Source organism: Streptomyces sp. GbtcB7 (genome assembly GCF_019091445.1).
Taxonomy (GTDB): domain Bacteria; phylum Actinomycetota; class Actinomycetes; order Streptomycetales; family Streptomycetaceae; genus Streptomyces; species Streptomyces mirabilis.
On record NZ_JAGXJM010000001.1, the window covers coordinates 389,666 to 411,878 of the forward strand.

Genomic DNA, 22,213 nt, shown 5'->3' on the forward strand with positions numbered 1-22,213 from the left:
CGACCAACAAGGAATCGATGAAGAACGTGGTGTGGACGGGGACCTGGGTCGCCGAGCGACTGGGTGTCGAACTCGTCGGTGACGAGAAGCTGAGCGACCTGCTGGGGCTCGCGCTGCGGCGCAACCCCCGCCGGGCGCATCTGCTCGTGTCGAACGTGCTCGGCAAGCACGTCCCGCAGTCGCCGTCCGTGGTGTACGGACACGGGTTCGCGCTCGGCCGGCGGGTGCGGGAGCTGCTCGGCGCCGAGGGCGCCCGCGCGGCCGTCGTCCTCGGGTACGCGGAGACGGCCACCGGCCTCGGCCACTGCGTCGCCGACGGCGTGGGCCTCGCGCCCTACCTCCACTCGACCCGCCGCCCCGTCCCCGGCGTCGACACGGCGGGCGGCTTCGAGGAGTCCCACTCCCACGCCACCTCCCACCTCCTGCTGCCGGAGAACCCCGCTCTGCTGGCGGGGGCGGGCCCCCTGGTCCTCGTCGACGACGAGTTCTCCACCGGCAACACGGTCCTCAACACCATCCGCGACCTCCACGCCCGCTATCCGCGCGACCGCTATGTGGTCGTGGCCCTCGTCGACATGCGCTCGGCCGCGGACCTGGGCCGTCTGGCGGAGTTCGCGACGGAGATCGGCGCACGGGTGGACCTGGTCGCCGCGGCGAGGGGCAGCGTGAACCTCCCGGAGGGTGTCCTGGAGAAGGGCCAGGCACTGGTGGCGGAACACGAGACCACCGATGCCACCGAGATCACCAAGACCACCGAGCGCGCCGAGGCCGCCGACAGCCGTCGCGGGTACGCCGGTGCCGCCCGGGTCGAGCTCGGCTGGCCCCGGGGTCTGCCCGACGGGGGGCGGCACGGCTTCACGCCCGGGCAACGAATACGGCTGGACGCGGCGCTGCCCGCGATGGCCGCGCGGATCGCCGTAGCGCTGCCGGAGGGGGCGCGGCGCGTCCTCGTGCTCGGCTTCGAGGAGCTGATGTACGCGCCGCTCAGGCTGGCCAGGGAGCTGGAGCAGGTGGTGTCCGCCGAGGTGCGGTACTCCACGACCACCCGCTCCCCGGTGCTCGCCCTCGACGACCCCGGTTACGCCATACGGACGCGCCTCGTCTTCCCGGCCCACGACGACCCGGACGACGGACCGGGTGAGCGGTACGCCTACAACGTCGCGGGTGCCGGTTTCGACGCGGTCGTGGCCGTGGTCGACTCCGCCGCCGACACACCCGCCCTGCACGCCCCCGACGGCCTGCTGGCCCAGCTCGCGGAGCACACCCCGAGCGTTCTGCTCGCCGTCGTTCCGTCGTACGTCCCCGCACGGCCGTCCACCGAAAGGCCCTCCATGCTCCCCGAGCCCCTCCGCGGCCCCGCCTTCTCCTCGTACGCGCCCGACGAGGTCGGCTGGCTGCTGCAGGACCTCTCGGACGTGACGCTGGAGGCGCCGACCGAGGAGCGCGAGGAGGCGATCCAGAGCGGCGGCGCCCACTACGCGGAGTCGCTGCCGGTCGAGTACCAGCCGAGCCCCCAGTACCAGGAGCTGTTCCAGGCGGCCCTCGGCACCTCGGCCGCCCGGATCGCCCAGGCCGTCGGCGCCGTCACCGAGCTGGTGCTCGCCGAACGCTCTCCGCACCCCGTACTCGTCTCGCTGGCCCGCGCGGGCACCCCCGTCGGCGTCCTGATGCGCCGCTGGGCCCAGCACCGGCACGGCCTCGACCTGCCGCACTACGCCGTCTCCATCGTCCGTGGCCGCGGCATCGACGCCAACGCGCTGCGCTGGCTGGCCGCCCACCACGACCCGGCCGACGTCGTGTTCGTCGACGGCTGGACCGGCAAGGGCGCCATCACCCGCGAACTCACCGAAGCCATCAGGGAGTTCGAGTCCGCCGAGGGCATCACCGGCTTCGACCCGGAGATCGCGGTCCTCGCCGACCCGGGCTCGTGCGTACGGACGTACGGCACCCGCGAGGACTTCCTCATCCCCTCCGCCTGCCTCAACTCGACGGTCTCAGGGCTGATTTCGCGCACGGTCCTGCGCTCGGACCTGGTCGGCGAGTACGACTTCCACGGCGCGAAGTTCTACCGCGAGCTCGCCGGCTCCGACGTCTCCGTCGACTTCCTGGACGCCGTCGCCGCCCACTTCCCCGACGTCGCCGACGAGGCCTGCGCCCAGGCCAAGGAGCTCCTCGCCACCGACCGCACCCCCACCTGGGAGGGCTGGGCGGCCGTCGAGCGGATCAGCGAGGAGTACGAGATCCACGACGTGAACCTCGTCAAGCCGGGCGTCGGCGAGACCACCCGCGTGCTGCTGCGCCGCGTCCCCTGGAAGATCCTGGCGCGCGCCGGAGCAGGCACCGACCTCGACCACGTACGCCTGCTCGCCCAGCAGCGCGGGGTGCCCGTCGAGGAGGTCGACGAACTCCCTTACACCTGCGTGGGGTTGATCCACCCGAAGTACACGCGCGGCGCGACCGGCGCCGACGGCAAGGCGGTGACGGTCTGATGTCCGCGCCCAAGGTGCTCGTCGCCAGCGATCTCGACCGTACGCTGATCTACTCCTCCGCCGCCCTCGCGCTGACCATGCCCGACGCGCGGGCGCCCCGGCTGCTCTGCGTCGAGGTGCACGAGGCCAGGCCGCTGTCGTACATGACCGAGACGGCCGCCGCGCTGCTCACCGAGCTCGGCGACACGGCCCACTTCGTGCCCACCACGACCCGCACCCGCAAGCAGTACCAGCGCATCAACCTGCCGGGGCCCGCCCCCGAGTACGCGATCTGTGCCAACGGCGGGCATCTGCTCGTCGACGGTGTCTCCGACCCCGACTGGCACGCGGCCGTGACCGCGCGGCTCGCCGACGAGTGCGCGCCGCTGGCCGAGGTGCGGGACCACCTCGCGACCACCGCCGATCCGGTCTGGGTCCGCAAGCACCGGGTCGCCGAGGACCTGTTCGCCTATCTGGTGGTGGAGCGCGAGCTGCTGCCCGAGGAGTGGGTGAAGGAGCTCGCCGTCTGGGCGGAGAGCCGCGGCTGGACGGTGTCGCTGCAGGGCCGCAAGATCTACGCCGTGCCGAAGCCGCTCACCAAGAGCGCGGCGGTGCGCGAGGTCGCCCGCCGCACCGGCGCCCTCCTCACGCTCGCCGCCGGTGACTCCCTTCTCGACGCCGACCTGCTGCTCGCCGCCGACCGCGGCTGGCGGCCCGGCCACGGGGAACTGGCCGAGGCCGACTGGACGGCGCCGGCGATCACCGCCCTCCCGGAGCGAGGGGTCGCGGCGGGGGAGCGGATCCTGCGGGAGTTCACGCACGCCTGCCGACCGGGCGCGGTCTGAGGGCGAGCCGGGCGCGGTCTCAGCGGGAGCCGTGCCCGGCCTGTGCGGGGGCCACGTACGGCCTGAGAGCGCGACACGCCCGGGCCGCACGGAGGATTCGGGCGAAGAAAAGCTGAAGACTTCCTGAAAAATCCTGGTCGATCAGCCGCAGCACCCGCCGCCGCAGCACCCGCCTCCGCCCCCTGCGGACGGGCCCGGGGCGGGCGCGGACGCCGACCCGCCGGTGGCGACCGCGACGGTCGACAGGAGTTTCACCGTGTCGTCGTGCCCGGCGGGACAGTCCGCCGGAGCGGCGGATTCCGCCATCGGGCGGCTCAGTTCGAAGGTGTCGCCGCAGGTCCGGCAGCGGTACTCGTAGCGAGGCATACGCACAGGTTAGCGGCCGGGAGCCGACGATCGAAGCCTTCCGCGGCCCGGTCGCGCACCGGGTCGCGCCGTGATCCGGAACCCGGACCTCCTCGATTCCTCCCCGATTCCCGCCCGGTGCCTTCAGAGGGCCGACTTGACCTGCTGAACATTTCTGTCTGGTTCCTGGGCGAGGAGATCGTATTAGTCGCTGATAATTTAAGGGGGCCGCGACGAGCCGCAAGGTCGGGGAGGGGGGCTCGCAGCCGCATGTGCGGCAGCTGCATCTACCCGCGCGCGCAATTCCGAAGTGCGGAGGGAGACGCAGTCGTGACCGAGGCATGGCATCGAACAGATGCCCCGCATCCCCTGGGCCGTCCACGCGCCGGAGCCCGCCGTGGCTAGCGGGGAGGGCGACGACCGCCGGAATCGGCGCGGGCTCGGTCCGCAACGGCCCGCGAGCCGTCGCACGGAAGACCCTGCGAGCCGTCGTGGGGAAGACTCCGCGAGCCGTCGTGCGGAAGACACGGAGAACGAGACTCCCGCCGAGCGAACCACTCAGCTCCGCCTCCCGCCCGGCATCGAGGAGACCACTCAGCTCCGCCTCCCGCCCCGCGCCGAGGAGACCACTCAGCTTCGCCTCCCGCCCGGCGCCGAACGTCCCGCCGAGAAGACCACTCAGCTTCGCGTACCGACTCCTGCCGAGATCGAGGCGCGCTCAGGCGCGGAGGACCCCGCACGACGCGCCGATCGAGGGACGGCTTCCGGCCATCGCGGCACCCGTCGTAAACCGGCCATGCCCTCCGCGCTCGCCGGACGCTGGGCGCGCATCGCCCGCCGTGTGAAACCGGCGTACCCGCGCCCCGGCCGCACCGGCTGGCGACGCTGGATGCCCTCCTGGCGCCAGTGGCTGGGAGCCTGGGGCCTGGCCATCGGGCTGAGCGGAACGTTTCTGGTGATCGCCTACGCCGCGACAGACATACCCCAGAACCTCAACACGTACGCCACCCAGCAGGACAACGTCTACTTCTGGTCCGACGGGACGCCCATGGCCCGTACCGGATGGGTGCGGCGGCAGGCGATGCCGCTGAAGGACATACCCCAGGACGTGCGCTGGGCGGTGCTGGCCGCGGAGAACCAGAGCTTCTACTCCGACCCGGGCATCTCCTTCAAGGGCATCACCCGCGCCCTGGTGCGCACGATCGGCGAGGGCAACACCGAGGGCGGCTCGACGATCACCCAGCAGTACGTCAAGAACGTCTACCTGAACCAGAACCGCTCGGTGAGCCGCAAGTTCACCGAGGCGATGATCTCCCTCAAGCTCGACCAGAAGATGAGCAAGGACAAGATCCTCGAGGGCTACCTCAACACCAGCTGGTTCGGCCGCGGCACGTACGGCATCCAGCGCGCCGCCCAGGCGTACTACGGCAAGGACGTCGGCGAACTCAACGCCAGCGAGGCCGCGATGCTCGCGTCCCTGCTGAAGGGCGCGGGCCTGTACGACCCCACCCTGAGCCAGGCGAACCACAAGCGCGCCGTGGAGCGCTGGTCCTGGATCCTCGACCGCATGGTCAAGATCGGGAAGCTGTCGCCGGCCGAGCGGGCCAAGTACACGAAGTTCCCCGAGCCGACCACGCAGTCCCAGACCTTCGACACCGGCAAGCAGAGCGACTACCTGGTGGAGCTCGCGACCCAGTACGCCAAGAAGGCCGCGCACATCTCGGACCAGCAGTTCGACCTGGGCGGCTACCAGATCTACACGACCTTCGACCGGAAGCGGGAGACGGCGCTCGCCGACGCCGTGGCCAAGGCCCGCAAAAAGGCCCTGAAGGACGACCCCAAGACGGCGAAGACCGCCCACTACGGGGCCTCCTCGGTGGCCGCCGACGGCAAGATCCTCGCCGTCTACGGCGGCCCCGACCACCGTACGCAGGGCTACAACGAGTCCAACGCGACCACCGTCCCGGCCGGTTCGGCGTTCCTGCCGTTCGTCTACGCGGCCGGGCTGGAACACGGCGTCCACAAGACCCGCGACAGTACGGCGACACCGGTCACGCCGGAGACGCTCTACAACGGTGACGACAACATCCCTGTCACCACCCCCGAAGGGCCTTACTGGGACCGCGCCAACAAGAAGGTCGCCGCCCACAACGACGGCAACAAGTCCTGGGGGCAGATCAGCCTGCGCAAGGCGCTGGCCGAGTCCGTGAACGTGCCGTTCATGCAGCTCGGCATGGACACGGGCCTGGACAAGGTGCGGCAGACCGCCGAAGCGGCCGGGCTGCTCTCGTCGACCATGGGTCCCCAGGTGCCCGCGCTGTCCCTGGGCAACTCCACGCCCAGCGCGATCCGGATGGCCAACGCCTACGCCACCTTCGCCGCGGGCGGGTCGCACACCGAGCCGTACTCCGTGCGACGCATCACCCGCAACGGCTCCCAGGTCGCCCTGGACACCCCCCGTCCCAAGCGTGCGGTGAGCCCCGAGGTGGCTCGCGAGGTCACCGAGGGGCTCACGGACGCCTTCGGCACAGCGCACCCCACCGCGGCCCAGAGCGCACCGGACACGGCCGGGAAGGCCGGTACCACGGCGGACGACACCGCCGCCTGGTACGTCGGAACGAACCGTTCCGTGTCGACCGCGATCGTCCTCTACCGCATCGACCTGACCAAGAGCCTCGAACCACTGCCGCTCAAGGGACTCGCCGGCGCGTCCGCCGACGACGTCCCGTACGGCATCTGGGCCGGCGCCATGAGTCCGCTCGGCTGACCGCGACGGCCACGAGGCCGCCCACCCCGACGGCCGAGAGGCCACCGCGCATCCCGATGGCCGAAAGGCCCCCGCCCGCTCCTTCCACCCCCCTCGCAGAATGTGCCCCGTATGAACTCGAAGCACAGCGGTCACCGCCGCCGCGAACCCGCGCCCGCTCCCGGTTCCGCCCGCCAGGGTTTCGTGGCCATGGCGGCCTTCCTCGTCGTGACGTCGACGACCGCCACCTACCTGGCCCTGAACCACTCGGACAACACCACACCGGCCGCCTCGGCCGGCGGTCCCCGCTCCGGGGCCAGCGCCACCAAGACGACCAAAGAACCCCCGTGGGACGGTAAGACGAAGGTGCTCGGGGACGGCTCCACGTCCTACACCGGGCCGCAGAAGGGCCAGTTGAAGCCCGTCCCGCTCAAGCCGGGTGAGAAGCCGCCCCAGTTCGTCGTCTTCTCCTGGGACGGCGCCCTCCAGGGCGACGACAAACTCTTCACGCACTACCAGGAGTTGGCGAAGCAGTACAACGCCCACATGACGTTCTTCCTGACCGGCATCTATCTGCTGCCCAAGGACAAGAAGACGCTCTACAAACCGCCGATGCACGCGCCGGGCGCCGCGGCGATCAGCTACGCCACCGACCAGCACATCCGCGACACGCTGGAGGAACTCGGCAAGGCGTACAAGGAGGGCAACGAGATAGGCACCCACTTCAACGGTCACTTCTGCGAGGACAAGGGCGGCGGGGACTGGAGCGTGGAGGAGTGGGAGAGCGAGATCAACCAGTTCTTCTCGTTCGTCGAGAAGTGGAAGACCAACACCGGCTACACCGACCTGCCGGCCCTGCCGTTCGACCCCACGAAGGAGGTCAACGGCGGGCGCGCGCCCTGCCTGGAGGGTCAGAAGAACCTGCTCAAGGCCATGAAGGCGACCGCCAAGGACTACGACTGGCGCTACGACGCGAGCTCCTCGGGCAACCTCCAGATATGGCCCAACAAGAAGGAGGGCGTCTGGGACTTCCCGCTGCAGCTGCTCCCCTACGAGGGCGGCAAGTTCCAAGGTCTGTCCATGGACTTCAACTTCCTCGCCAACCAGTCCGGCGACTCGACCGAGGGCGACCCGGCCAAGTACCCCGAGTGGGAGCAGGAGACCGTCGCGTCGTACATGGACGGTTTCAACCGCGTGTACTACGGCAGCCGCGCACCGCTGTTCATCGGCAACCACTTCGAGAACTGGAACGGTGGCATCTACATGAAGTCCATCGACCAGGTCGTCAAGAACGTGTGCACGAAGAAGGGCGTTCGCTGTGTGTCCTTCCGTGAACTGGCCGACTGGCTCGACGTGCAGAAGCCCGAGACCCTGGAGCGCCTGCGCAGTCTGGATCCCGCGCAGTCCCCGGACTGGTCGACGGTGGTGAAGTAGCCGTGAACGGCACCCTGACTTTCGGTGCGTCAACTTACCCTTTTCTCAAGGGAGTTGACCTGGGCGTGCATGAAATCCCCCCGGGTTCACCACAGTTGAGGAGGACGTGTAAAGATTCCCTCCCCGGCATCTGATCGGGTGTAAGGAGATCATCAGTGAGATCGAAGATGTTGAGCCGATGCTCGACCCTGACGGCGATCGCCGTCTCCGCAGTCCTGCTGCCCCTTTCCTCCGCCCACGCGGCGACCGCTTCCGGCACCGTGAACCGGGCGACGGCCGACGCGTTCGGCCGGATGGCGGACGCCGTGCTCACCGACCGCACGGCGGCCCTCCTCGACAAGAGTCAGGCGGCACCCCGCACGGCCCTCGCGTCGAAGTCGACGGGAGGCGTCAAGCTGACCGCCGCGCTGACGAAGACGGAGGACACCGCGGTGACCTCCCTGCGCGGCACCCGCTCCCGCCTCGCGGCGCTGGGTGAGGCCTACACCGCCGCCGACACCAAGGTCACCGTCGACAGGACGCGCAGGTGGGGCAAGGTGGCCACCGCCTGGGTCACCGAGACCACCGTCCTCACGTACAAGAAGATCCGCGGCGACGAACCCGACACCACGGGCTTCAACGCGCACCACGTGCTGACCTTCGCCGCCCAGCCGGACGGCACCTGGAAGCTCTCGGGCCTGCGTACGACCGACAAGGGCGCCCGCCAGGTCAACGAACCCGTCACCGCCGCCCCCGCGCGCAGGACCCCGATGGCCGTTGTCGACGCCCCCCCGGCAGCGACCACGTATCCCGCGCCCGCCAACCCCAAGAAGCTCACCGGAGGCGCGTACGACTACGCGGCGATGGCGACCTACGCCGAGAAGTACTGGAAGAACTACAACGCGGCCTACCGGAAGTTCAACGGGGTCGGCGGCGACTGCACCAACTTCGTGAGCCAGAGTCTGCTGGCGGGCGGCTGGCAGCCGATCAGCACCGTGACCCCGGAGGAGTACGACACCTGGTACTACGTCGCCAACGGTCAGTCCGACTCCTGGGCGGGCGTGAACGAGTGGTCCTGGTTCACCCAGACCGCCAAGCGCACCACGCCGCTGGCGAACGTTTACCAGATGGACGTCGGTGACGTCATGCAGATGGACTTCGACAGGGACGGGGCCAAGGACCACACCATGATCACGTCCTACCGCAGCTCCAGCGGCATGCCGTACCTGACGTACCACGACGCCGACACCTACCGCCGGTCGCTGTCGAGCATCATCGCGTCGTACCCGACCTCGGCGTACTACGCGTACCGCACCTGATCACCTGATCACTGAGGTGACCTAGGGGTCCGTGGTCCTGGGCGGCTCGGCGGTCTTGGTCTCCGATGCGTTGGTCTCCGGGGCCTTGGATTCCGCTGTCTTGGTGGTTTCCGATGCCTCGGTGGCTTCCGCTGCCTTGGTCTCCGTGCCGCCCACGGCCTTGGGCGTCGGCGCGGTCCTGTGCGACTGCTGCAGGGCCGTTGCCGAGGCCGACTCCCGCAGCGCCCGGATCCGCTCCGCCCGTTCGGCCTCCTCGGGGTGGCGGGCTTTGTAGTACGGGTTGTCGTGCGGCAGGGCCGAGCCGACCCTCCCGTACATCCCGAAGAACATCAGCAGGACGCCGACCACGAAGCTGAACAGCACGTTCTGGATGTGGAAGGCGAGGAAGTTGTAGCGGCCGTCCAGCAGCGCCAGGTTCAGGAAGCCGTTGAGGATGAACAGGACGCCGAAGACCATGTTGAGCGTCGAGGCGAAGTTCCCGCCGATCACCATGCCCACGAACAGCAACAGCCCCACGCAGATGGACAGCACGCTGAGCGAGCCGTTGGTGTTCAGCCCTATGACCGTGTCCCCGTGGGTGGTGAAGAAGCCGACCTTGTTGGTCAGGCCCAGGATGCCGAAGGCGAGCAGGAAGAGGCCCATCAGGCCCGCGCCGATCCGGTAGAACGTGTTCAGCCGGTGATCGACCGGCAGATGGTCGTCGAAGGCGATGCGTCGTCGGGTTCCGGGACGAACTACGTGCGTGGCCATGTCCGCCTCCCTCTTCCGCTAGCGGAGGCCGTACGTACATCCCAGCATCCGCCCGGAGGCCGGGGACCGCCAACACCGGGGACCGGGATCGCCGGTACTCGGGGACTGGGACCGCCGGTACCGGAGGCAGGGACGACCGGTACCGGAGGCAGGGACGACCGGTACCGGAGGCAGGGACGACCGGTACCGGAGAAGCTCAGACCGGGCCGCCGCGCTCCTCGCGGATCTGGGAGACCACCCGGGCGGCCGTCGCCCGTACCGCCTCCGTCTCGGTCAGGAAGTGCCAGTAGTCGGGGTGGCGCCCCTCCAGCGCGGCGATGGCACGCTCCAGCCGGGCGACGGAGTCGTCGAGCGGGCGGGCGTGCCGCGGATCCGGGGTGTTGCGGCCGGCCATGGCCAGGCGCTGAGCGTCCCGGATGGCGAAGCGGGTGCGGTCGATCTCCTGCTGGGGGTCCTTGGACACGGCGTTCAGCCGTCGCAGCCGGTCGCCGGCCGCCGACACGGCCTCGTCGGTACCGTTCAGCAGCGCGCGCACCGTGGACAGCAGCGAGGTGGCGTCCGGCCAGCGCTGCGCGTCGCGCGCGGCCTGCGCCTCCTTCAGCTTCAGCTCGGCCTGCCGTACGTTCTCGGTGGCCTGCTCCGGTACGTGCTGCAGGTCCTGCCAGCACGCGGCCGAGAACCGGCGCCGCAGCTCGCTCAGTACCGGCTCCACCTGCCCGGCGCGGGTGGTCAGCGCCTGGGCGCGGGTGCGCAGCGACACCAGCCGGTGGTCGATCTCCGCGGCCCGCTCCGGCAGCCGCTCGGCCTCCGCGCGCACCGCTCCGGCCTCCCGGGAGACCCGCTCGGCGCGCTCCAGCGTCTCCGGTACGCCGTGCTGTCCGGCCCCCTGGTTGAGCTTGGTCAGCTCGGGCCCGAGCGCGGCGAGCCGGCCGGCCAGATCATCGGCTCTGAGCCCTGTCTTGCGTACGTCATCAAGGGCGTTCGAGGCGGCGAGCAGGGCCTGACGGGCGCGTTCGACGGCGGGCGCGAGCCGGGCGAGCTGCGTCTCGGCCTTCCCGAGCAGCGGCGCGAGTCCCTGGCCGAACCGGTCCAGGTCCTGTTTGACCCGCCCCAGCTGGTCCTTGGCGGCGGTGAGTTCGGCGCGGGCGCGGGTGGCGACCGACGCCTCCAGCTCGTCCCGGTCGAGGTCGTGGGCGTCGACGGCCTCGATGTACTTTCCACTGGCCTCGTCGATGCGCCGGCCCAGCGCCTCGAAGTCGGAGACGGCGCGGCGGGCCGCGGGGGAGTCGTCGACGGCGATGATGGTCTCGATCGAGATCCGCAGATCACGCTGGGCGGTGTCCAGCTCGTAGAACGCCGCCGCGGCGGCGTCCTTCGCGGCCTGCGCCTCGGCCCGCTGACTCTCGGCGCGCCCGCCGAACCAGCGCCGGGTGCCGCCACCGGCGAAGGCCGCGGGCAGGACGAGGGCGGCGAGGAGCGGGAGGGTGACGAGGGTCAGCACGTCCCGGTGTCGATGGGGCTGACGGCGTACCGACTGCGCGCGTGGCGCAAACGGCGTGTACGGCTCTGAAGGTGTCGCCGTCACATCCCTCTCCCGTGCTGTCATCCGCCTTGCCCGGTTCATTCTCCCACCGGTTAAGGACGAACACACGGGCCGGTTAGTTCGCGGTTCGTACTGTGATGCTTCCGTCGTTCGCGTGGGCGGACACCACGTGCGAACTGGCCGGGTCCCGGGGCACGGACACCCGTACGGACCCGTCCCCGCTCTCGGCCGTCACCCGGTACGTGTCGTGGGGCAGCCCGATGGTGAGCGAACCGTCCTGGCTGCGGGCCTCGACCAGGTCGGGTACGACGCCGAGTTCGAGTTGTACGGACCCGTCCGAGGTCTGGGCGCGCACGTGGCGCGAGTCGATGCCGAGGGCGTGGATCGAGCCGTCGGCGGTACGCAGGTCCAGCGCGCCGGAGGAGTTCGTCACGCGGACACTCCCGTCCGACGTACGGATCCCGAGCGCCTCCTTGAACCCCTCCGCCCGTACGCTCCCGTCCCCGTCCACGACCTTCACCGCGACACCGCGCGGCACGACGATCCGGTGCTTGGCGCTGCAGTCGGCGACCACGCCGGAGCACTTCATCCGCAGCGTCAGCCGGTCGTCCTTCATCGCCCAGGTCACGCGCGGATCCCCACCGACGACGATGTGCCCCTGGAACCACCGGGTGACCTCGACCTTGTCCGCCCCGGCCGACGCGGCGACCACGAGCTCCAGCGCGGAGTCGTCCGAGTCCACGGTGAGCGTACGACCGTGCAGCGCGAACGCCCGATGCTCCGGATGCCTGTCGTCCCCGGCACTCGCCCCGCAGCCTGCGGCGGTCGCGACGAGAGCGCCGACGGCACCGGCGACGGCCGCGGTCCGCGCAGCTGTCCGTGTCCGAGTCCGAGCCATGAAGATCTCCCCCTGGAATGAAACGCCGACGCGCTCCGATGCCCTTCGCGCCTTTCGACCGTACGGTTCCGGGGTCCGCCGGGGGATCCGGGCTGCTCCCGGACCGGAGGTGGGGTTAACCCCCGGATACGGGTTTGCGGGGCATCCCCCCGGGCAATGTAGGCTGTCGACTCGTCCTGGGCGCGTAGCTCAGCGGTAGAGCGCCGCCCTTACAAGGCGGATGTCGGCGGTTCGAAACCGTCCGCGCCCACCAGGCAAAAGACCCCCAGCCGATCATGGCTGGGGGTCTTTGACATCCGGATCTGACATCAGCGCCGGGACTACTCGCGCTGCAGGCGCCTCGTGAGCAGCCGGTCCATGTGGCTGACCGCCTCGCGCTGCGTGTCCTGGACCACGTGGGCGTAGACGTTCATCGTGACGGCGATCTGGCTGTGCCCCAAGATCTCCATGACGACGCGTGGCGCCATGCCAGCCGCGGTGAGCAGGGTCGCGCGGCCATGCCGAGCATCGTGCAGTCGGATCACCCGCAGGTCCGCGTTCTTGGCGACCCGGGTGAAAGAGCGGTAGACGTTGCGCGGCTCGATCGGTCGCCCCGTTCGCGTGGTGAAGACGTGACCACTCTCTTCCCAGCGATCACCCGCACGCTCACGCATCGCGGTTTGCCGCATGCGCTGGTACCTCAGAGGCGCCACGCAGATGGCCGGCAGTGGCAGCACCTGCCTACGACGTCGGCCCTTGGGATCGTCCTCGTATGCCTCCCCTCCGACCCGTTGTCGCTGCTTGCGGATCCTGATCTCGCGCTTGTCGAGGTCGACGTCCTGCCACCGGAGCCCGATGACCTCACCACGACGGAGACCGAGCGCGATGGAGAGCACGAACGCCGGATAGAGCGGATCAGTCCGGGCGGCGGTGAGGAAAGCGAGCGTCTCGTCCAGACTCCAGGGATCGAGGCTGCGGGACTCGACCCGAGGCGCGTCGACGAGGGTGACGACGTTCCTGGCGATCAGCTCCTCGCGGCACGCTGCCGAGAGCGCCGTCCGGCGCGTCCTTTGGTTTTCGTCACACAATTCCAACGGCCGCCGGGGGCACCGCGGTTACGCTCGCGCCGGACTGCTCCGGGCGACAGCGTCCCCGGTCACGGGCGGGTGGTGAACCGGCCGTCGGGCAGTTTGCGCAGCCAGCCGCGATCAACGAGTCTGACCAGTCTCCCGCGCAGCGGTTCCAGCTTGGCCCGCACGCTGACGTCGACTCCCAGCATCTCGCCGACATGCCGGGCCATGACGGGTCCGGCAGTCTGCCGCACAGCGGCGAGGATGCGCTGGTAGTCCGGCGGGAGCATGGTCTCCTCCAGGTCCGGCTCGCGGTGCGGAATCAGCATCACCGACCGTCCACCCACCTGCCCGGGCATCGGCGCGGCTGAGGCGCGCTCGTCGGCGAGTTGTTCGCTCACCTGCTCCAGGACCCGCTCGGCGACGGCAAGTTCGTCCCGCTCGGCCCGCACCTCTGCCAACTGCTTGGCCAGCTGTTCTTCGAGTTCGTCCAGTTCCGCACGCCGCGCGGTGATCCGTTCCAGCAGCTCGGGATCCATGCACTGGGTCGTAGAAGGCCACCCGGCCTCAGCGAGCGGGAACCGCAGAGCTGTCCGCTCCTCCTCGGCGGCCTCCCGCACGTCTTCCACCCGCGCTGGCTGTCGGCGCCCTCGCGTCGTCGTTGATTCACGTGGCGGTGCAGGCCGTCTCCCAGCGCCATCCGGCCGCCGAGAAAGCGACCTGGATTGGCCAGTAGGTTCCGTCGGCCTCGACGTCGGAGCGACGGTGAAGGCGCCCCACACCGGATCGTCCACCCGGCGCCCTTGAAGGGCGAGTGCCGTACGCCGGGCCGCATCCACGCTGGACAACGTCATGCTTCGTGGTCGGGGTCGAGCACCACCATAAACCTGTTGCCTTCCGGATCCGTCATCAGGGCGTGCATACAATCGTGAGGTTCCACGAGAGAGGCACCCTTGGCGATCAGCGTCTGAACCTGTTCGGCGATCGTTCCGACAAGGACGGTGACGACCGGTAGCACAGCCGGAGATTCCGCTTCGCCGACGCTGTACCCACCCCAACCCGGGATGCCGCCCCAGAACCTGATCATTTTCTCTGGGTCTACTGCTTCAAAATGAACGTGCATGCTGCTGTCTCACTTTCATCTGTGCGACCGAAGCCGAAAACGGCCTACCGAAGCAATCCGGCAGGCCGTTACGGGTGAACGGACTTCAGCAGTCGATCACGGTGTTGTGCGTGTCTGCGATTCCGGGTTCGCTGAAGCGTCCGTGGTACTCGACCTGAAGGGTCACCTGAGTGTTGTACGTTTCCTTCTCTCCATCATGCACGCACGTGAGCCCTGGAGTGGTGTAGCGCCCGCTGCACCTCGTCCACCCGCTGTCCTTGTGCTTCACCGCGCGCCAGTACCCGTCGCGCACGTACTCCTGAAGATCGACCTGGACCCGGCACTGGTCGGGTGCCGGAGTTGAGCAACCCGTGTAATGGCCCTGGGCGTACAGCGGGCCGCCATGGGTGACCTGGAACGGTTTCTCACCCTGGAACGTGCACCACACGGGAAAGGCAGCAGTCCTCGCGACGGCCCTTCCCGTGCTGCCGCTCGGAGCTGCCGCAGCCGATGCCGTGGCAGCCGGCACCAGCAGGGCCCCCGCCGCGAGAAGCGGGACGACAAAACGTGCTTTCACTTTTCCCCCTAAGAAAAATCGAACGCGTGTTGCGCCGCCGACCACCCTCATGGGTTCACAGGCGCCACACAAGATCCGTGGCGCGAACTTTCCGCTGTTTGTCCGGTTCTCAGTCGTGGAATTGGCCGTTCCCTCCCGTCCACTGGCAGCGGGCCGGTAGAAACGACGAAGCCCCCGCCGGCCGAGAAGCTGACTGGGGCTGCCTGTGCGGTTTCGTGATCACAGATGCACGTGCGGATCACCTCGTTCAGCTCCTACGCCTGCTCGGGCGTCGACTTATTCGGGCCGTTGGTGAACGCCTCGACCGTCCGCTCCACGGCGTCCGGACGGTTCAGTACTGGGCACTGCCTGCGCCCCCACTCGACCAATGATCAGCGGGGCGAAGCAGACCCCGAATTGGCAACAGCGTCTGAGGAAAGCAGCCGGGGCCCAGTTGCCGCCCGACGATACATGCTCGGCTGCGCGCCTCTGGCGGAGAACGGCGGACCTCGAAGTCAACCGCTGACAGACGATCCACTCCAGAGACTCCCGCCCACGACCAGCGTGAGCATCCTGAGTACCGGTCACACCAGCCCTTTGACCTGCGACTTCAAGTTGGCGGAGGCTCAATGAGTTACACAAGACTGGTGAAGCGCGTGCCGCGGAGCTGCCCGAGCGATGCCGGATGTTGTGGCGCTGGCAGAGATCACAGCGGTGCCGCAGGATGTGGACCGCCCGGCCCTAGGGGGCCTTTTTAGCGAGGAGCTCTTATGGCACGCCACCCACAACCACCAGGTCAGGGTCCGGCTTGACGAGTGGTGGGCAGTCGACGAGTGATCGCTTTTGGGCCGTCCCTGGGCCGTCCAACGCCGCTCAGTGGCGACCGGTGATGACTACTAACGACAGCCGTAGCGAGCGACAGTCGCAGGTCGCACCATTCGATCTGCGACACACTGGTATGGCCATGCCTAAGCCTGGAGAACTGAGCTGACGTGCGCTGATCCCGCGCACCGGGAGCCGCACCAGGCCCCCGGATGCCTGCGGACCATCAGCGCAAGTGAAGAGCACACCGACCCAAGGCCGAGCGCCCACCCAAGTTGCTTCGGGACGAAGAGGTCTATCCGTCTTGCTCGCACGGACGTGCCAAACTTCCGCGCAGGGAGCGAAGCAACCAGTCCACCGGGGGACGACCATGGTGACATCGTTTGCGGGCTTTCTTCTGCCGCTGGTGATTCTGGTCGGGACGCTCTGGCTCGCGTGTGTTGTTGTCGGCCTGCATGGCCTGCTCCTCGGACGGATGCCGGGCCGATGGCTACAGCGCCACGTTCTACAGCCGAGGCTCTGGGGAGCGGGTGCCCTGCTCATTGCATGCGCCGGGTTCGAGCATCCATCGTTGACAGCAGTCGGAGTCGGCCTCGTCGCGCTAGGCCATGCGGTGAAGCCAACTTCGTGATCAGGCTCGTGCCAGATGCGTGCCAGGTTGTACGGGGAACAGCGGGGAACCCATCGACCGTCCAGCAGGCGTCTGCGTCCCTCCGTCGCAGATCAGCCCCGGAGCAAGCCCCAGATGCCCTGAGCTTCCCAAGCTGAGGTCCACAGCGGTCTCTGCTGTGCTCGCGGCCGCCGCAGTGTTGCGCACTCCGGGGTACGTCGTGAGCCGCAGGCCGCTGATCGAGCTACGTGCCGGGCCAGCCAATAGTCACATCGATGGCACGAGCCTCCCAGCCCGGGTTGTCCACCGCCACACGGACGTTCCAGGCTCCCCGGTCCCCCACCAGGCGTACGAAGCGGGTGAGCCCCTCGACGTCGCCGACAGCCAGGCGCCCATCCGGCAGGAGGAGTTGGCCGTCAAACACGGTCGTAAATCTCGGATCGGCCCCCGCGGGATCGTCGGAGTTCCGGAAGACGCGCACTCGGATGAGATCCAGCTGAGGCCGTACGCGGACTGCGACATGGGTGTCACAGCTTGCCGCATCCGCGTCTCCCAGGTCGAGGGAGGTCGGAACCCAGTCAGTCGCGCCCAGGTGGAGCACTGGGTGATTGACATACACCTCAACGCCTGCGATCTGCACCTGTGTTCTCCACTCGCCACGATCGATGGTCGTGCCAAAACCTAGCCAGCCAGGTGGGCCAGAGCCAACGCGGGGCGGGATCGCACCCACTAAGGCTGTCCGCCTGACATCACCGGCTGACATCAACGGCGCCGAACAGTGGCGGACAGGGACGACCACGGTCGGAACGAATGGCAAACCCAGAACCGCGTTCCAGGAGGCTATGGCACAGAGTGATCGAACTCACAAGGCGGATGTCGGCGGTTCGAAACCGTCCGCGCCCACCAGTCCTAGGACACGAGAAAGGCCCAGATCAGCGGGTGGGTACCCGGAGGTCTGGGCCTTGGTCTTTCTCGGCGAGATCGAGCAGCGCTCGACGGGGGCGGCGGGTGTGTGAGGGCGAGGGTGGCGTCATGTGCGTCGGATGACCAGCACGGCCACGTCGTCGAGGTGGTCTACCGCGACCGCGGCGTCGAGGACGCGGTCGGCGGTCTGCTCGGCGTTCAGTCCGTCGTGGAGGGCCGCGCCGGCCAGTGTTCCGGCTCGCTCCAGTCCGGCATCCAACGTGAGGCCCGGTCCTTCGACCACTCCGTCGGTGACCATCACCAGCGCGCTGTCCTCGTCCAGGGTGAAGGTCTCCTCGTCGTACTCGGTGTCGGGCACGACTCCCAGGACCGGGCCGCCCGGCAGCTCGTGGACGCTGTGGCTGCCGTCCTTCCGTGCGCACAGCAACGGCACGTGGCCGGCGCTGGTGCCGATGACCTGTCCGTCGCGTGGGTCGAAACGCAGCATGGTGCAGCTGGCGAATCGTGGGGGAACCATCGTCGTCAGCAGCTCGTTGGTGCGCATCAGCACGGTCCCCGGATCCCGTTCCTGGGCGGCGATCGCGCGCATGGACAAGCGCACCTGTCCCATGAGGGCGGCGGCGTCCACGTCATGCCCTTGAACATCGCCGATCTCCAGGGCGACCGCGCCGTCGGGCATCTCGAAGGCGTCGTACCAGTCTCCGCCGATGTCCAGCCCGTCCCGGCTCGGCCGGTAGCGGGCGGCGACCTCCAGGCCCGCGAGGTGCTCGGGCAGCCTGGGGAGCATGGTCTTCTGCAGCGCCGTGGCCAGCTCGACTCGTGCCTGCTGCAACCTGATGCGCCTCAGTGCCTGGCCTGCCAGGTCGGCCAGAGTACCCATGAGGGTCCGCTCATCCAGGGATGGCTGGTGTCCGCTGCCGTAGGTCACCAGCCATGCCCCGAGCGGTTGATTGCCTGCCTCGCTGAGGGGGGTGATCGAGGTGGCGTAGTCGGAGCCGAGTCGGCCGAGCCGCGGAAATTCGGCCCCGTGTGGCCAGCGGCGGATGTAATCCTCCCGGTCGGGGATGAACTGCGGCTTGCCGGTGCGGATCGACTCGGGCAGGGCGCTCGGATGGTCCAGCGGCAGGCCGTGCAGGACGCCGGCCTCCCACATGGCTATCCCGGCATCGGTGGAGACGCGCAGGCGGCCTTCGTCGACGAGTGCGAGCAGGGCGCCGCTGGCGCCGAAGGTTGCGGCGAGCCGGGTCAGGACGACCTGCTGCAGTTCCTGCTCCGTGGCCGCGGTGATCAAGGCGGAAGAGAAGTCGGCGATGTCCTTGGCGCGCTGTCGCTCGGCAGTCAGTGCGGCCTGCGCCTCCTCCTTGCGCTTCTCCTGCTTGGTGTCGTCTCGGACCAGCCCGAAGATCCGCTCGGGGCCGCCATATCCCAACTGGATCCGACGGGTCTGGGCGGCCAGTTGGTGCCAGCCCTCGTGCTGGGGGAGGTACCGCACCTTCACCCAGGGGGACTCCTGGGTGGAGGCCGAGCGCAGGAGCTGCCGCAAGGCCTCCCGGTCGTCAGGGTGCACCGCCGATACCACTCTGGAAAGCGACGTAGTGGGATCAGGGAAGAGCGCGGCCACGGCGGGTGCGCCACCGAGCCACTCCATCTGGTGGTCATTGGGCGAATACATCCACAGGCCGAGGTGGGCGGCCGTGGTGGCCATCCGGAACGGGATCAACAGACTGGTCAGGTCGTTCCGCGCATCCAGTGCGTGCACCCAGACCAACTGCTCGTCACCGGTGGGATCCTCGACCGGCCGCGCCTCGATCAAGCTGGCAACGGGTGCTCCGTCGCGCGCGGGGAAGTCCAGCACCCGCATCGTGACCGCCTTCGTCTTGGCGGCGTGGGCCACGAGGCTCTCGGCCGACATTCGCTGGCCTGCGGGCCACAGATCACCGAAGTCACGTCCCACGGACTGCTCCGCAGACCTGCCCAGTGCTGCGGCCATCGCGGCGTTGAGGCCGCGGATAGTACCGTCCAGCGTCAGAAGAGCCGCCGGGTCAGCCCCTTGAAGGAGTTCGTCCGAGGTGTCCATCTGCGGCTCCCTGGCCCATTACAGAACAGCCCCTTCATCCATAATCGCGCATTTTGCCGCGCCTTTGGGTTGCACGATGGAGATCTGAGGCCCAGGTCGGCCTGGTGCTCCGCCGCTGGATCAGGACCGCGCCGGACATGCCGTAGCGGGACCCGAGGGCGCCGGAAAATCGGTGGTCGCGCTTGTGGGTGCTGGCCATACTGCGGCCATGGATCCCGTGACTCTGGAGACCGCGCGACTTCTGCTCAGGCCCTTCGACCCCTCCGACGCGGACGCGGTGTACGCGGCCTGTCAGGACGAGGACATCCAGTACTACACGCCGGCGCCGTCACCGTTTCGGCGTGAGGATGCCGAGAAGTACGTCGGGGAGACCGCGCCCCGGGGCTGGGCCGGGGATCGCGACCACATTCTGGGTGCCTTCCGGTCGGACAACGGTGCGCTGGTCGGTTCGTTCTGTCTGACGAGGCTCTCCGAGGGGGTCTACGAACTCGGCTACTGGGCGGCCAAGGAGCAGCGCGGCCGGGGGTACTCCGCGGAAGCGGCCCGGGTCCTGTGCGACTGGGGTTTCGCCGTACTCGGGGCACACCGGATCGAGTGGTGGGCGATGGTCGGGAACGTGCCCTCCCGCGCACTCGCCGAGAAGCTCGGCTTCACCGTCGAGGGAACGCTGCGCCATCGCACCGTGGTCAGGGGTGAACCGCGTGACTGGTGGGTGGGCGGACTTCTGAAGCCCTGATGGCCGAAAGTTCTGGTGGTCGGAGAGCGCTCAGACAGTTGAGAGCTCTGACGGTTGGTTGAGATCTCTGACGGTCGAGAGTTCTGACGGTCGGACGTCCGGCCCCGTCATTCCTCGGCGAAGACCAGGTCCTCGATCGGGTGGGTCATGCGTACCGTCCCGCCGTCGACCTCGACCACGTGGTGCAGGCCGGTGAGGGTCTTGGCGGTGGGGCCCTGGGAGAGGATGCGGAATCGGTCGGCGCCGCCGAAGAGGTAGCTGGGGAAGCAGTCCAGCGAGGAGTCGGGCGCGAAGCGCAGGTGGTCCGCGAGGCGGCGGAAGAGCTTCGGGAGCAGCACCAGGTCGTCCGTGAGGGAGGACAGGCCGGTGATCGCCGCCCCGGTGGTCGTCGTGTCCTTGGCCCATACGCCGAGGCCCGCCGACCTCGCCTGCTGGGACACCGTGGTCAGCTCGGTGCGCAGGTCGGGGAAGAGGTTCGAGTAGAAGGTCGGGAAGACCAGGCCGAGCGTGAGCAGGTGGTGGTTGGCGGTGGTGCGGAGCAGCGGTACGTCCACGGTGATCCAGTCGCCGCTCTTCTTCCCCGCGGGTGGTGCGCCGCGACCGGCCAGCGCGACGCAGCGGCTGTGTACGTCGATCGCGCTCGCCAGGATGAAACCGGGCACGCTCTCCGGGGTGCTGGCGGTGACCTTCTCGCCGACGTGCTGGACGGTGGTGAAACCGAGCCAGCCCAGCAGCTCGTCCCGGGCGGCGTGGGCGAGGTCCAGCGGCTGGTGGACCTCGTGCGGGCCCGTGCCCAGATAGTGGGTCTCCAGCGCGTCGATCGCGTCGAGCCGCAGGTTGGCGCCGCCACGGCTGTTCCGGTGTGTCTTGTCGATCTTGTGCGTGCCGGGGATGTCGTACCAGAAGGCCGCGTCGTGCGGGTCGAAGCGGACGGTGTCGCCGTCCGGTTTCGCGTTCAGGATCCGGTAGTCGCCTTCGATGAGGAGCATGGGCATGAGTACCTCCGCGTCAACGCCGGTGACTCATTGTTGCCGCGCGGAGGCTCCCTCGTACCCGGAGAGGCACGGAATTACGACGTTTGTGGCGGGCCTTCGTGGGCGTGCTTCAGCTTCGTGCGGGCGTCCACCGTGTCCGGTGGGGCGACCTCCGACCAGAAGCGGTGGCAGGTGACGAAGACGGCGAGTTCTCGTTCGCGTTGGCGGAGCTTCTCGACCTCGGCCTGTTCGTCGGGTGTCCAGCCGGGGGAGGCGGGGCGTTCCACCTTGCGCCAGCCCTTGTCGTCGCTGAAGCCGTCCAGGGGTTCCACCGACCAGGGGAGCCTCTTGAGCAGGGCCAGGAGCTCCGCCCGGACCTGGTGCAGCTCCTCCTGGCCTGCCAGGAGGTCACTCGGGAAGTCATAGGTCGCAGCCACGCGGCAATGGTACGCCTGTTCGAATTTGAGGTGCGAGTTCCTTCGGGGACTTCACGCGAACGGGTGGGGCGTCCAGGGCGGACGGCTTCCTGTCGCGGCGGCCCGAACGGTCAGTCGTCGTCGGCGAGTTCGCGGCTGCGCGCGTTGGCTCGGTCCACCTCGGCCATGTGCTCCTCGGCCCAGGCCCTGACCATGGCCAGCGGGCCCTCCAGTGACAGGCCGAGCGGAGTGAGCCGGTAGTACACGCGCGGCGGCACCGACGGTTCCACCCTGCGGTCGACCAGGCCGTCGCGGGTCATGCCCTGGAGAGTGACCGACAGCATCTTCTGTGAGATCCCGGGCATCCTGCGCTGCAGTTCCGCGAAGCGCACCTCCTCCGGGGACGCCTCCGCCAGCACTTTGACGGCCATCGACATCCACTTCGTACCGATCCGGTCGAGCAGGCGACGGGTCGGGCACTGCGGATCGAACAGATCCCCGCGGTTCCCGTCGCGGGGCTGTGGCGGAGAAGGGGTCATGAGGGGGTCACCTGGGGCTCACTACCTGTCGTGGAAGTGCGGTCTTGGCGTCTCCAGGTTAGTTACCTAGTTTTTGGTTGT

The 22,213-nt window shown here is 68.8% G+C and carries 18 protein-coding genes, 1 tRNA gene and 1 pseudogene; 7 read left to right on the plus strand and 13 right to left on the minus strand.

The window, feature by feature from the left end; genetic code table 11:
• Positions 1-17 precede the first annotated feature (17 nt).
• Together KVT44_RS01740 and KVT44_RS01745 are read left to right on the plus strand one after the other, a co-directional pair.
• Positions 18-2,489: a phosphoribosyltransferase gene (locus KVT44_RS01740; RefSeq protein ID WP_217565801.1), complete on the plus strand. Its 2,472-nt coding sequence runs from the start codon at positions 18-20 to the stop codon at positions 2,487-2,489.
• Entirely contained in the window at positions 2,489-3,313 is an 825-nt protein-coding gene (locus KVT44_RS01745; protein ID WP_217565802.1) for an HAD family hydrolase, read from the plus strand. The genes KVT44_RS01740 and KVT44_RS01745 overlap by 1 nt, the downstream gene beginning before the upstream one ends.
• A 141-nt stretch (positions 3,314-3,454) precedes the next feature.
• Here KVT44_RS01745 and KVT44_RS01750 read toward each other — a convergent pair whose 3' ends face one another.
• A complete protein-coding gene (locus tag KVT44_RS01750; RefSeq protein WP_099922882.1) occupies positions 3,455-3,679 on the minus strand; it encodes a zinc ribbon domain-containing protein in 225 nt (74 codons plus the stop codon).
• Between the two features lie 775 nt (positions 3,680-4,454).
• Between KVT44_RS01750 and KVT44_RS01755 the strand changes: the two genes are divergently transcribed.
• From KVT44_RS01755 to KVT44_RS01765, 3 genes are all read left to right on the plus strand, one after another.
• Positions 4,455-6,425, plus strand: a complete 1,971-nt coding sequence (locus KVT44_RS01755) for a transglycosylase domain-containing protein (RefSeq protein WP_254648800.1) — start codon at positions 4,455-4,457, stop codon at positions 6,423-6,425.
• 111 nt (positions 6,426-6,536) lie between these two features.
• Entirely contained in the window at positions 6,537-7,838 is a 1,302-nt protein-coding gene (locus KVT44_RS01760; RefSeq protein ID WP_099922884.1) for a hypothetical protein, read from the plus strand.
• A gap of 167 nt (positions 7,839-8,005) precedes the next feature.
• On the plus strand, positions 8,006-9,136 hold the full coding sequence (locus KVT44_RS01765) for an amidase domain-containing protein (protein ID WP_217565954.1): 1,131 nt from the start codon (positions 8,006-8,008) through the stop codon (positions 9,134-9,136).
• A gap of 21 nt (positions 9,137-9,157) precedes the next feature.
• On the opposite strand, the gene KVT44_RS01770 is transcribed toward KVT44_RS01765, so the two are convergent.
• The 3 genes from KVT44_RS01770 to KVT44_RS01780 all read right to left on the minus strand — a co-directional run bounded on the left by KVT44_RS01770 (position 9,158) and on the right by KVT44_RS01780 (position 12,327).
• A complete protein-coding gene (locus KVT44_RS01770) occupies positions 9,158-9,886 on the minus strand; it encodes a DUF4383 domain-containing protein (protein ID WP_217565804.1) in 729 nt (242 codons plus the stop codon).
• 196 nt (positions 9,887-10,082) lie between these two features.
• A complete protein-coding gene (locus tag KVT44_RS01775) occupies positions 10,083-11,471 on the minus strand; it encodes a hypothetical protein (RefSeq protein WP_190168671.1) in 1,389 nt (462 codons plus the stop codon).
• A gap of 73 nt (positions 11,472-11,544) precedes the next feature.
• Positions 11,545-12,327, minus strand: coding sequence for a DUF4097 family beta strand repeat-containing protein (locus KVT44_RS01780; RefSeq protein WP_217565805.1), 783 nt, complete (start codon positions 12,325-12,327; stop codon positions 11,545-11,547).
• A 178-nt stretch (positions 12,328-12,505) separates the two neighbouring features.
• Between KVT44_RS01780 and KVT44_RS01785 the strand changes: the two genes are divergently transcribed.
• Positions 12,506-12,580, plus strand: a tRNA-Val gene (locus tag KVT44_RS01785).
• Between the two features lie 67 nt (positions 12,581-12,647).
• Here the strand turns inward: KVT44_RS01785 and KVT44_RS01790 are convergent.
• The 6 genes and pseudogenes from KVT44_RS01790 to KVT44_RS01815 all read right to left on the minus strand — a co-directional run.
• Positions 12,648-13,385, minus strand: a pseudogene (locus tag KVT44_RS01790) (tyrosine-type recombinase/integrase); the annotation flags it as partial.
• Between the two features lie 77 nt (positions 13,386-13,462).
• Complete coding sequence (locus KVT44_RS01795; RefSeq protein WP_254648802.1) at positions 13,463-13,915, minus strand: hypothetical protein; 453 nt, start codon at positions 13,913-13,915, stop codon at positions 13,463-13,465.
• 311 nt (positions 13,916-14,226) lie between these two features.
• Complete coding sequence (locus KVT44_RS01800) at positions 14,227-14,499, minus strand: VOC family protein (protein WP_143138195.1); 273 nt, start codon at positions 14,497-14,499, stop codon at positions 14,227-14,229.
• Positions 14,500-14,584: 85 nt separating this feature from the next.
• A complete protein-coding gene (locus KVT44_RS01805) occupies positions 14,585-15,106 on the minus strand; it encodes a hypothetical protein (protein WP_217565806.1) in 522 nt (173 codons plus the stop codon).
• Between the two features lie 1,604 nt (positions 15,107-16,710).
• Positions 16,711-16,890: a hypothetical protein gene (locus KVT44_RS57750; protein ID WP_254648803.1), complete on the minus strand. Its 180-nt coding sequence runs from the start codon at positions 16,888-16,890 to the stop codon at positions 16,711-16,713.
• 606 nt (positions 16,891-17,496) lie between these two features.
• Positions 17,497-19,467 (minus strand): SpoIIE family protein phosphatase, encoded by a 1,971-nt coding sequence (locus KVT44_RS01815; RefSeq protein WP_217565808.1) that lies wholly within the window; start codon positions 19,465-19,467, stop codon positions 17,497-17,499.
• 208 nt (positions 19,468-19,675) lie between these two features.
• On the opposite strand from KVT44_RS01815, the gene KVT44_RS01820 reads away from it, so the two are divergent.
• Complete coding sequence (locus KVT44_RS01820) at positions 19,676-20,203, plus strand: GNAT family N-acetyltransferase (protein WP_217565809.1); 528 nt, start codon at positions 19,676-19,678, stop codon at positions 20,201-20,203.
• 107 nt (positions 20,204-20,310) lie between these two features.
• Here the strand turns inward: KVT44_RS01820 and KVT44_RS01825 are convergent, their stop codons facing one another.
• The 3 genes from KVT44_RS01825 to KVT44_RS01835 all read right to left on the minus strand — a co-directional run bounded on the left by KVT44_RS01825 (position 20,311) and on the right by KVT44_RS01835 (position 22,132).
• Positions 20,311-21,198: a nuclease gene (locus KVT44_RS01825; protein ID WP_217565810.1), complete on the minus strand. Its 888-nt coding sequence runs from the start codon at positions 21,196-21,198 to the stop codon at positions 20,311-20,313.
• A gap of 74 nt (positions 21,199-21,272) precedes the next feature.
• The gene (locus KVT44_RS01830) at positions 21,273-21,614 is read right to left on the minus strand and encodes a hypothetical protein (protein WP_099922904.1); all 342 of its coding nucleotides are present in this window, start codon (positions 21,612-21,614) and stop codon (positions 21,273-21,275) included.
• Positions 21,615-21,724: 110 nt separating this feature from the next.
• Complete coding sequence (locus KVT44_RS01835; RefSeq protein WP_217565811.1) at positions 21,725-22,132, minus strand: helix-turn-helix domain-containing protein; 408 nt, start codon at positions 22,130-22,132, stop codon at positions 21,725-21,727.
• Positions 22,133-22,213: the final 81 nt, after the last annotated feature.

What these genes read in the sequence shown, in the direction of transcription:
- KVT44_RS01765 (WP_217565954.1), top strand. Translation starts at nt 8,006, where the DNA reads ATGTTGAGCCGATGCTCGACCCTGACGGCGATCGCCGTCTCCGCAGTC.
- KVT44_RS01755 (WP_254648800.1), top strand. Translation starts at nt 4,455, where the DNA reads ATGCCCTCCGCGCTCGCCGGACGCTGGGCGCGCATCGCCCGCCGTGTG.
- KVT44_RS01745 (WP_217565802.1), top strand. Translation starts at nt 2,489, where the DNA reads ATGTCCGCGCCCAAGGTGCTCGTCGCCAGCGATCTCGACCGTACGCTG.
- KVT44_RS01805 (WP_217565806.1), bottom strand. Translation starts at nt 15,106, where the DNA reads ATGAGGGTGGTCGGCGGCGCAACACGCGTTCGATTTTTCTTAGGGGGA.
- KVT44_RS01770 (WP_217565804.1), bottom strand. Translation starts at nt 9,886, where the DNA reads ATGGCCACGCACGTAGTTCGTCCCGGAACCCGACGACGCATCGCCTTC.
- KVT44_RS01740 (WP_217565801.1), top strand. Translation starts at nt 18, where the DNA reads ATGAAGAACGTGGTGTGGACGGGGACCTGGGTCGCCGAGCGACTGGGT.
- KVT44_RS01795 (WP_254648802.1), bottom strand. Translation starts at nt 13,915, where the DNA reads ATGGATCCCGAGCTGCTGGAACGGATCACCGCGCGGCGTGCGGAACTG.
- KVT44_RS01760 (WP_099922884.1), top strand. Translation starts at nt 6,537, where the DNA reads ATGAACTCGAAGCACAGCGGTCACCGCCGCCGCGAACCCGCGCCCGCT.
- KVT44_RS01780 (WP_217565805.1), bottom strand. Translation starts at nt 12,327, where the DNA reads ATGGCTCGGACTCGGACACGGACAGCTGCGCGGACCGCGGCCGTCGCC.
- KVT44_RS01750 (WP_099922882.1), bottom strand. Translation starts at nt 3,679, where the DNA reads ATGCCTCGCTACGAGTACCGCTGCCGGACCTGCGGCGACACCTTCGAA.
- KVT44_RS01820 (WP_217565809.1), top strand. Translation starts at nt 19,676, where the DNA reads ATGGATCCCGTGACTCTGGAGACCGCGCGACTTCTGCTCAGGCCCTTC.
- KVT44_RS01825 (WP_217565810.1), bottom strand. Translation starts at nt 21,198, where the DNA reads ATGCCCATGCTCCTCATCGAAGGCGACTACCGGATCCTGAACGCGAAA.
- KVT44_RS01815 (WP_217565808.1), bottom strand. Translation starts at nt 19,467, where the DNA reads ATGGACACCTCGGACGAACTCCTTCAAGGGGCTGACCCGGCGGCTCTT.
- KVT44_RS01835 (WP_217565811.1), bottom strand. Translation starts at nt 22,132, where the DNA reads ATGACCCCTTCTCCGCCACAGCCCCGCGACGGGAACCGCGGGGATCTG.
- KVT44_RS01800 (WP_143138195.1), bottom strand. Translation starts at nt 14,499, where the DNA reads ATGCACGTTCATTTTGAAGCAGTAGACCCAGAGAAAATGATCAGGTTC.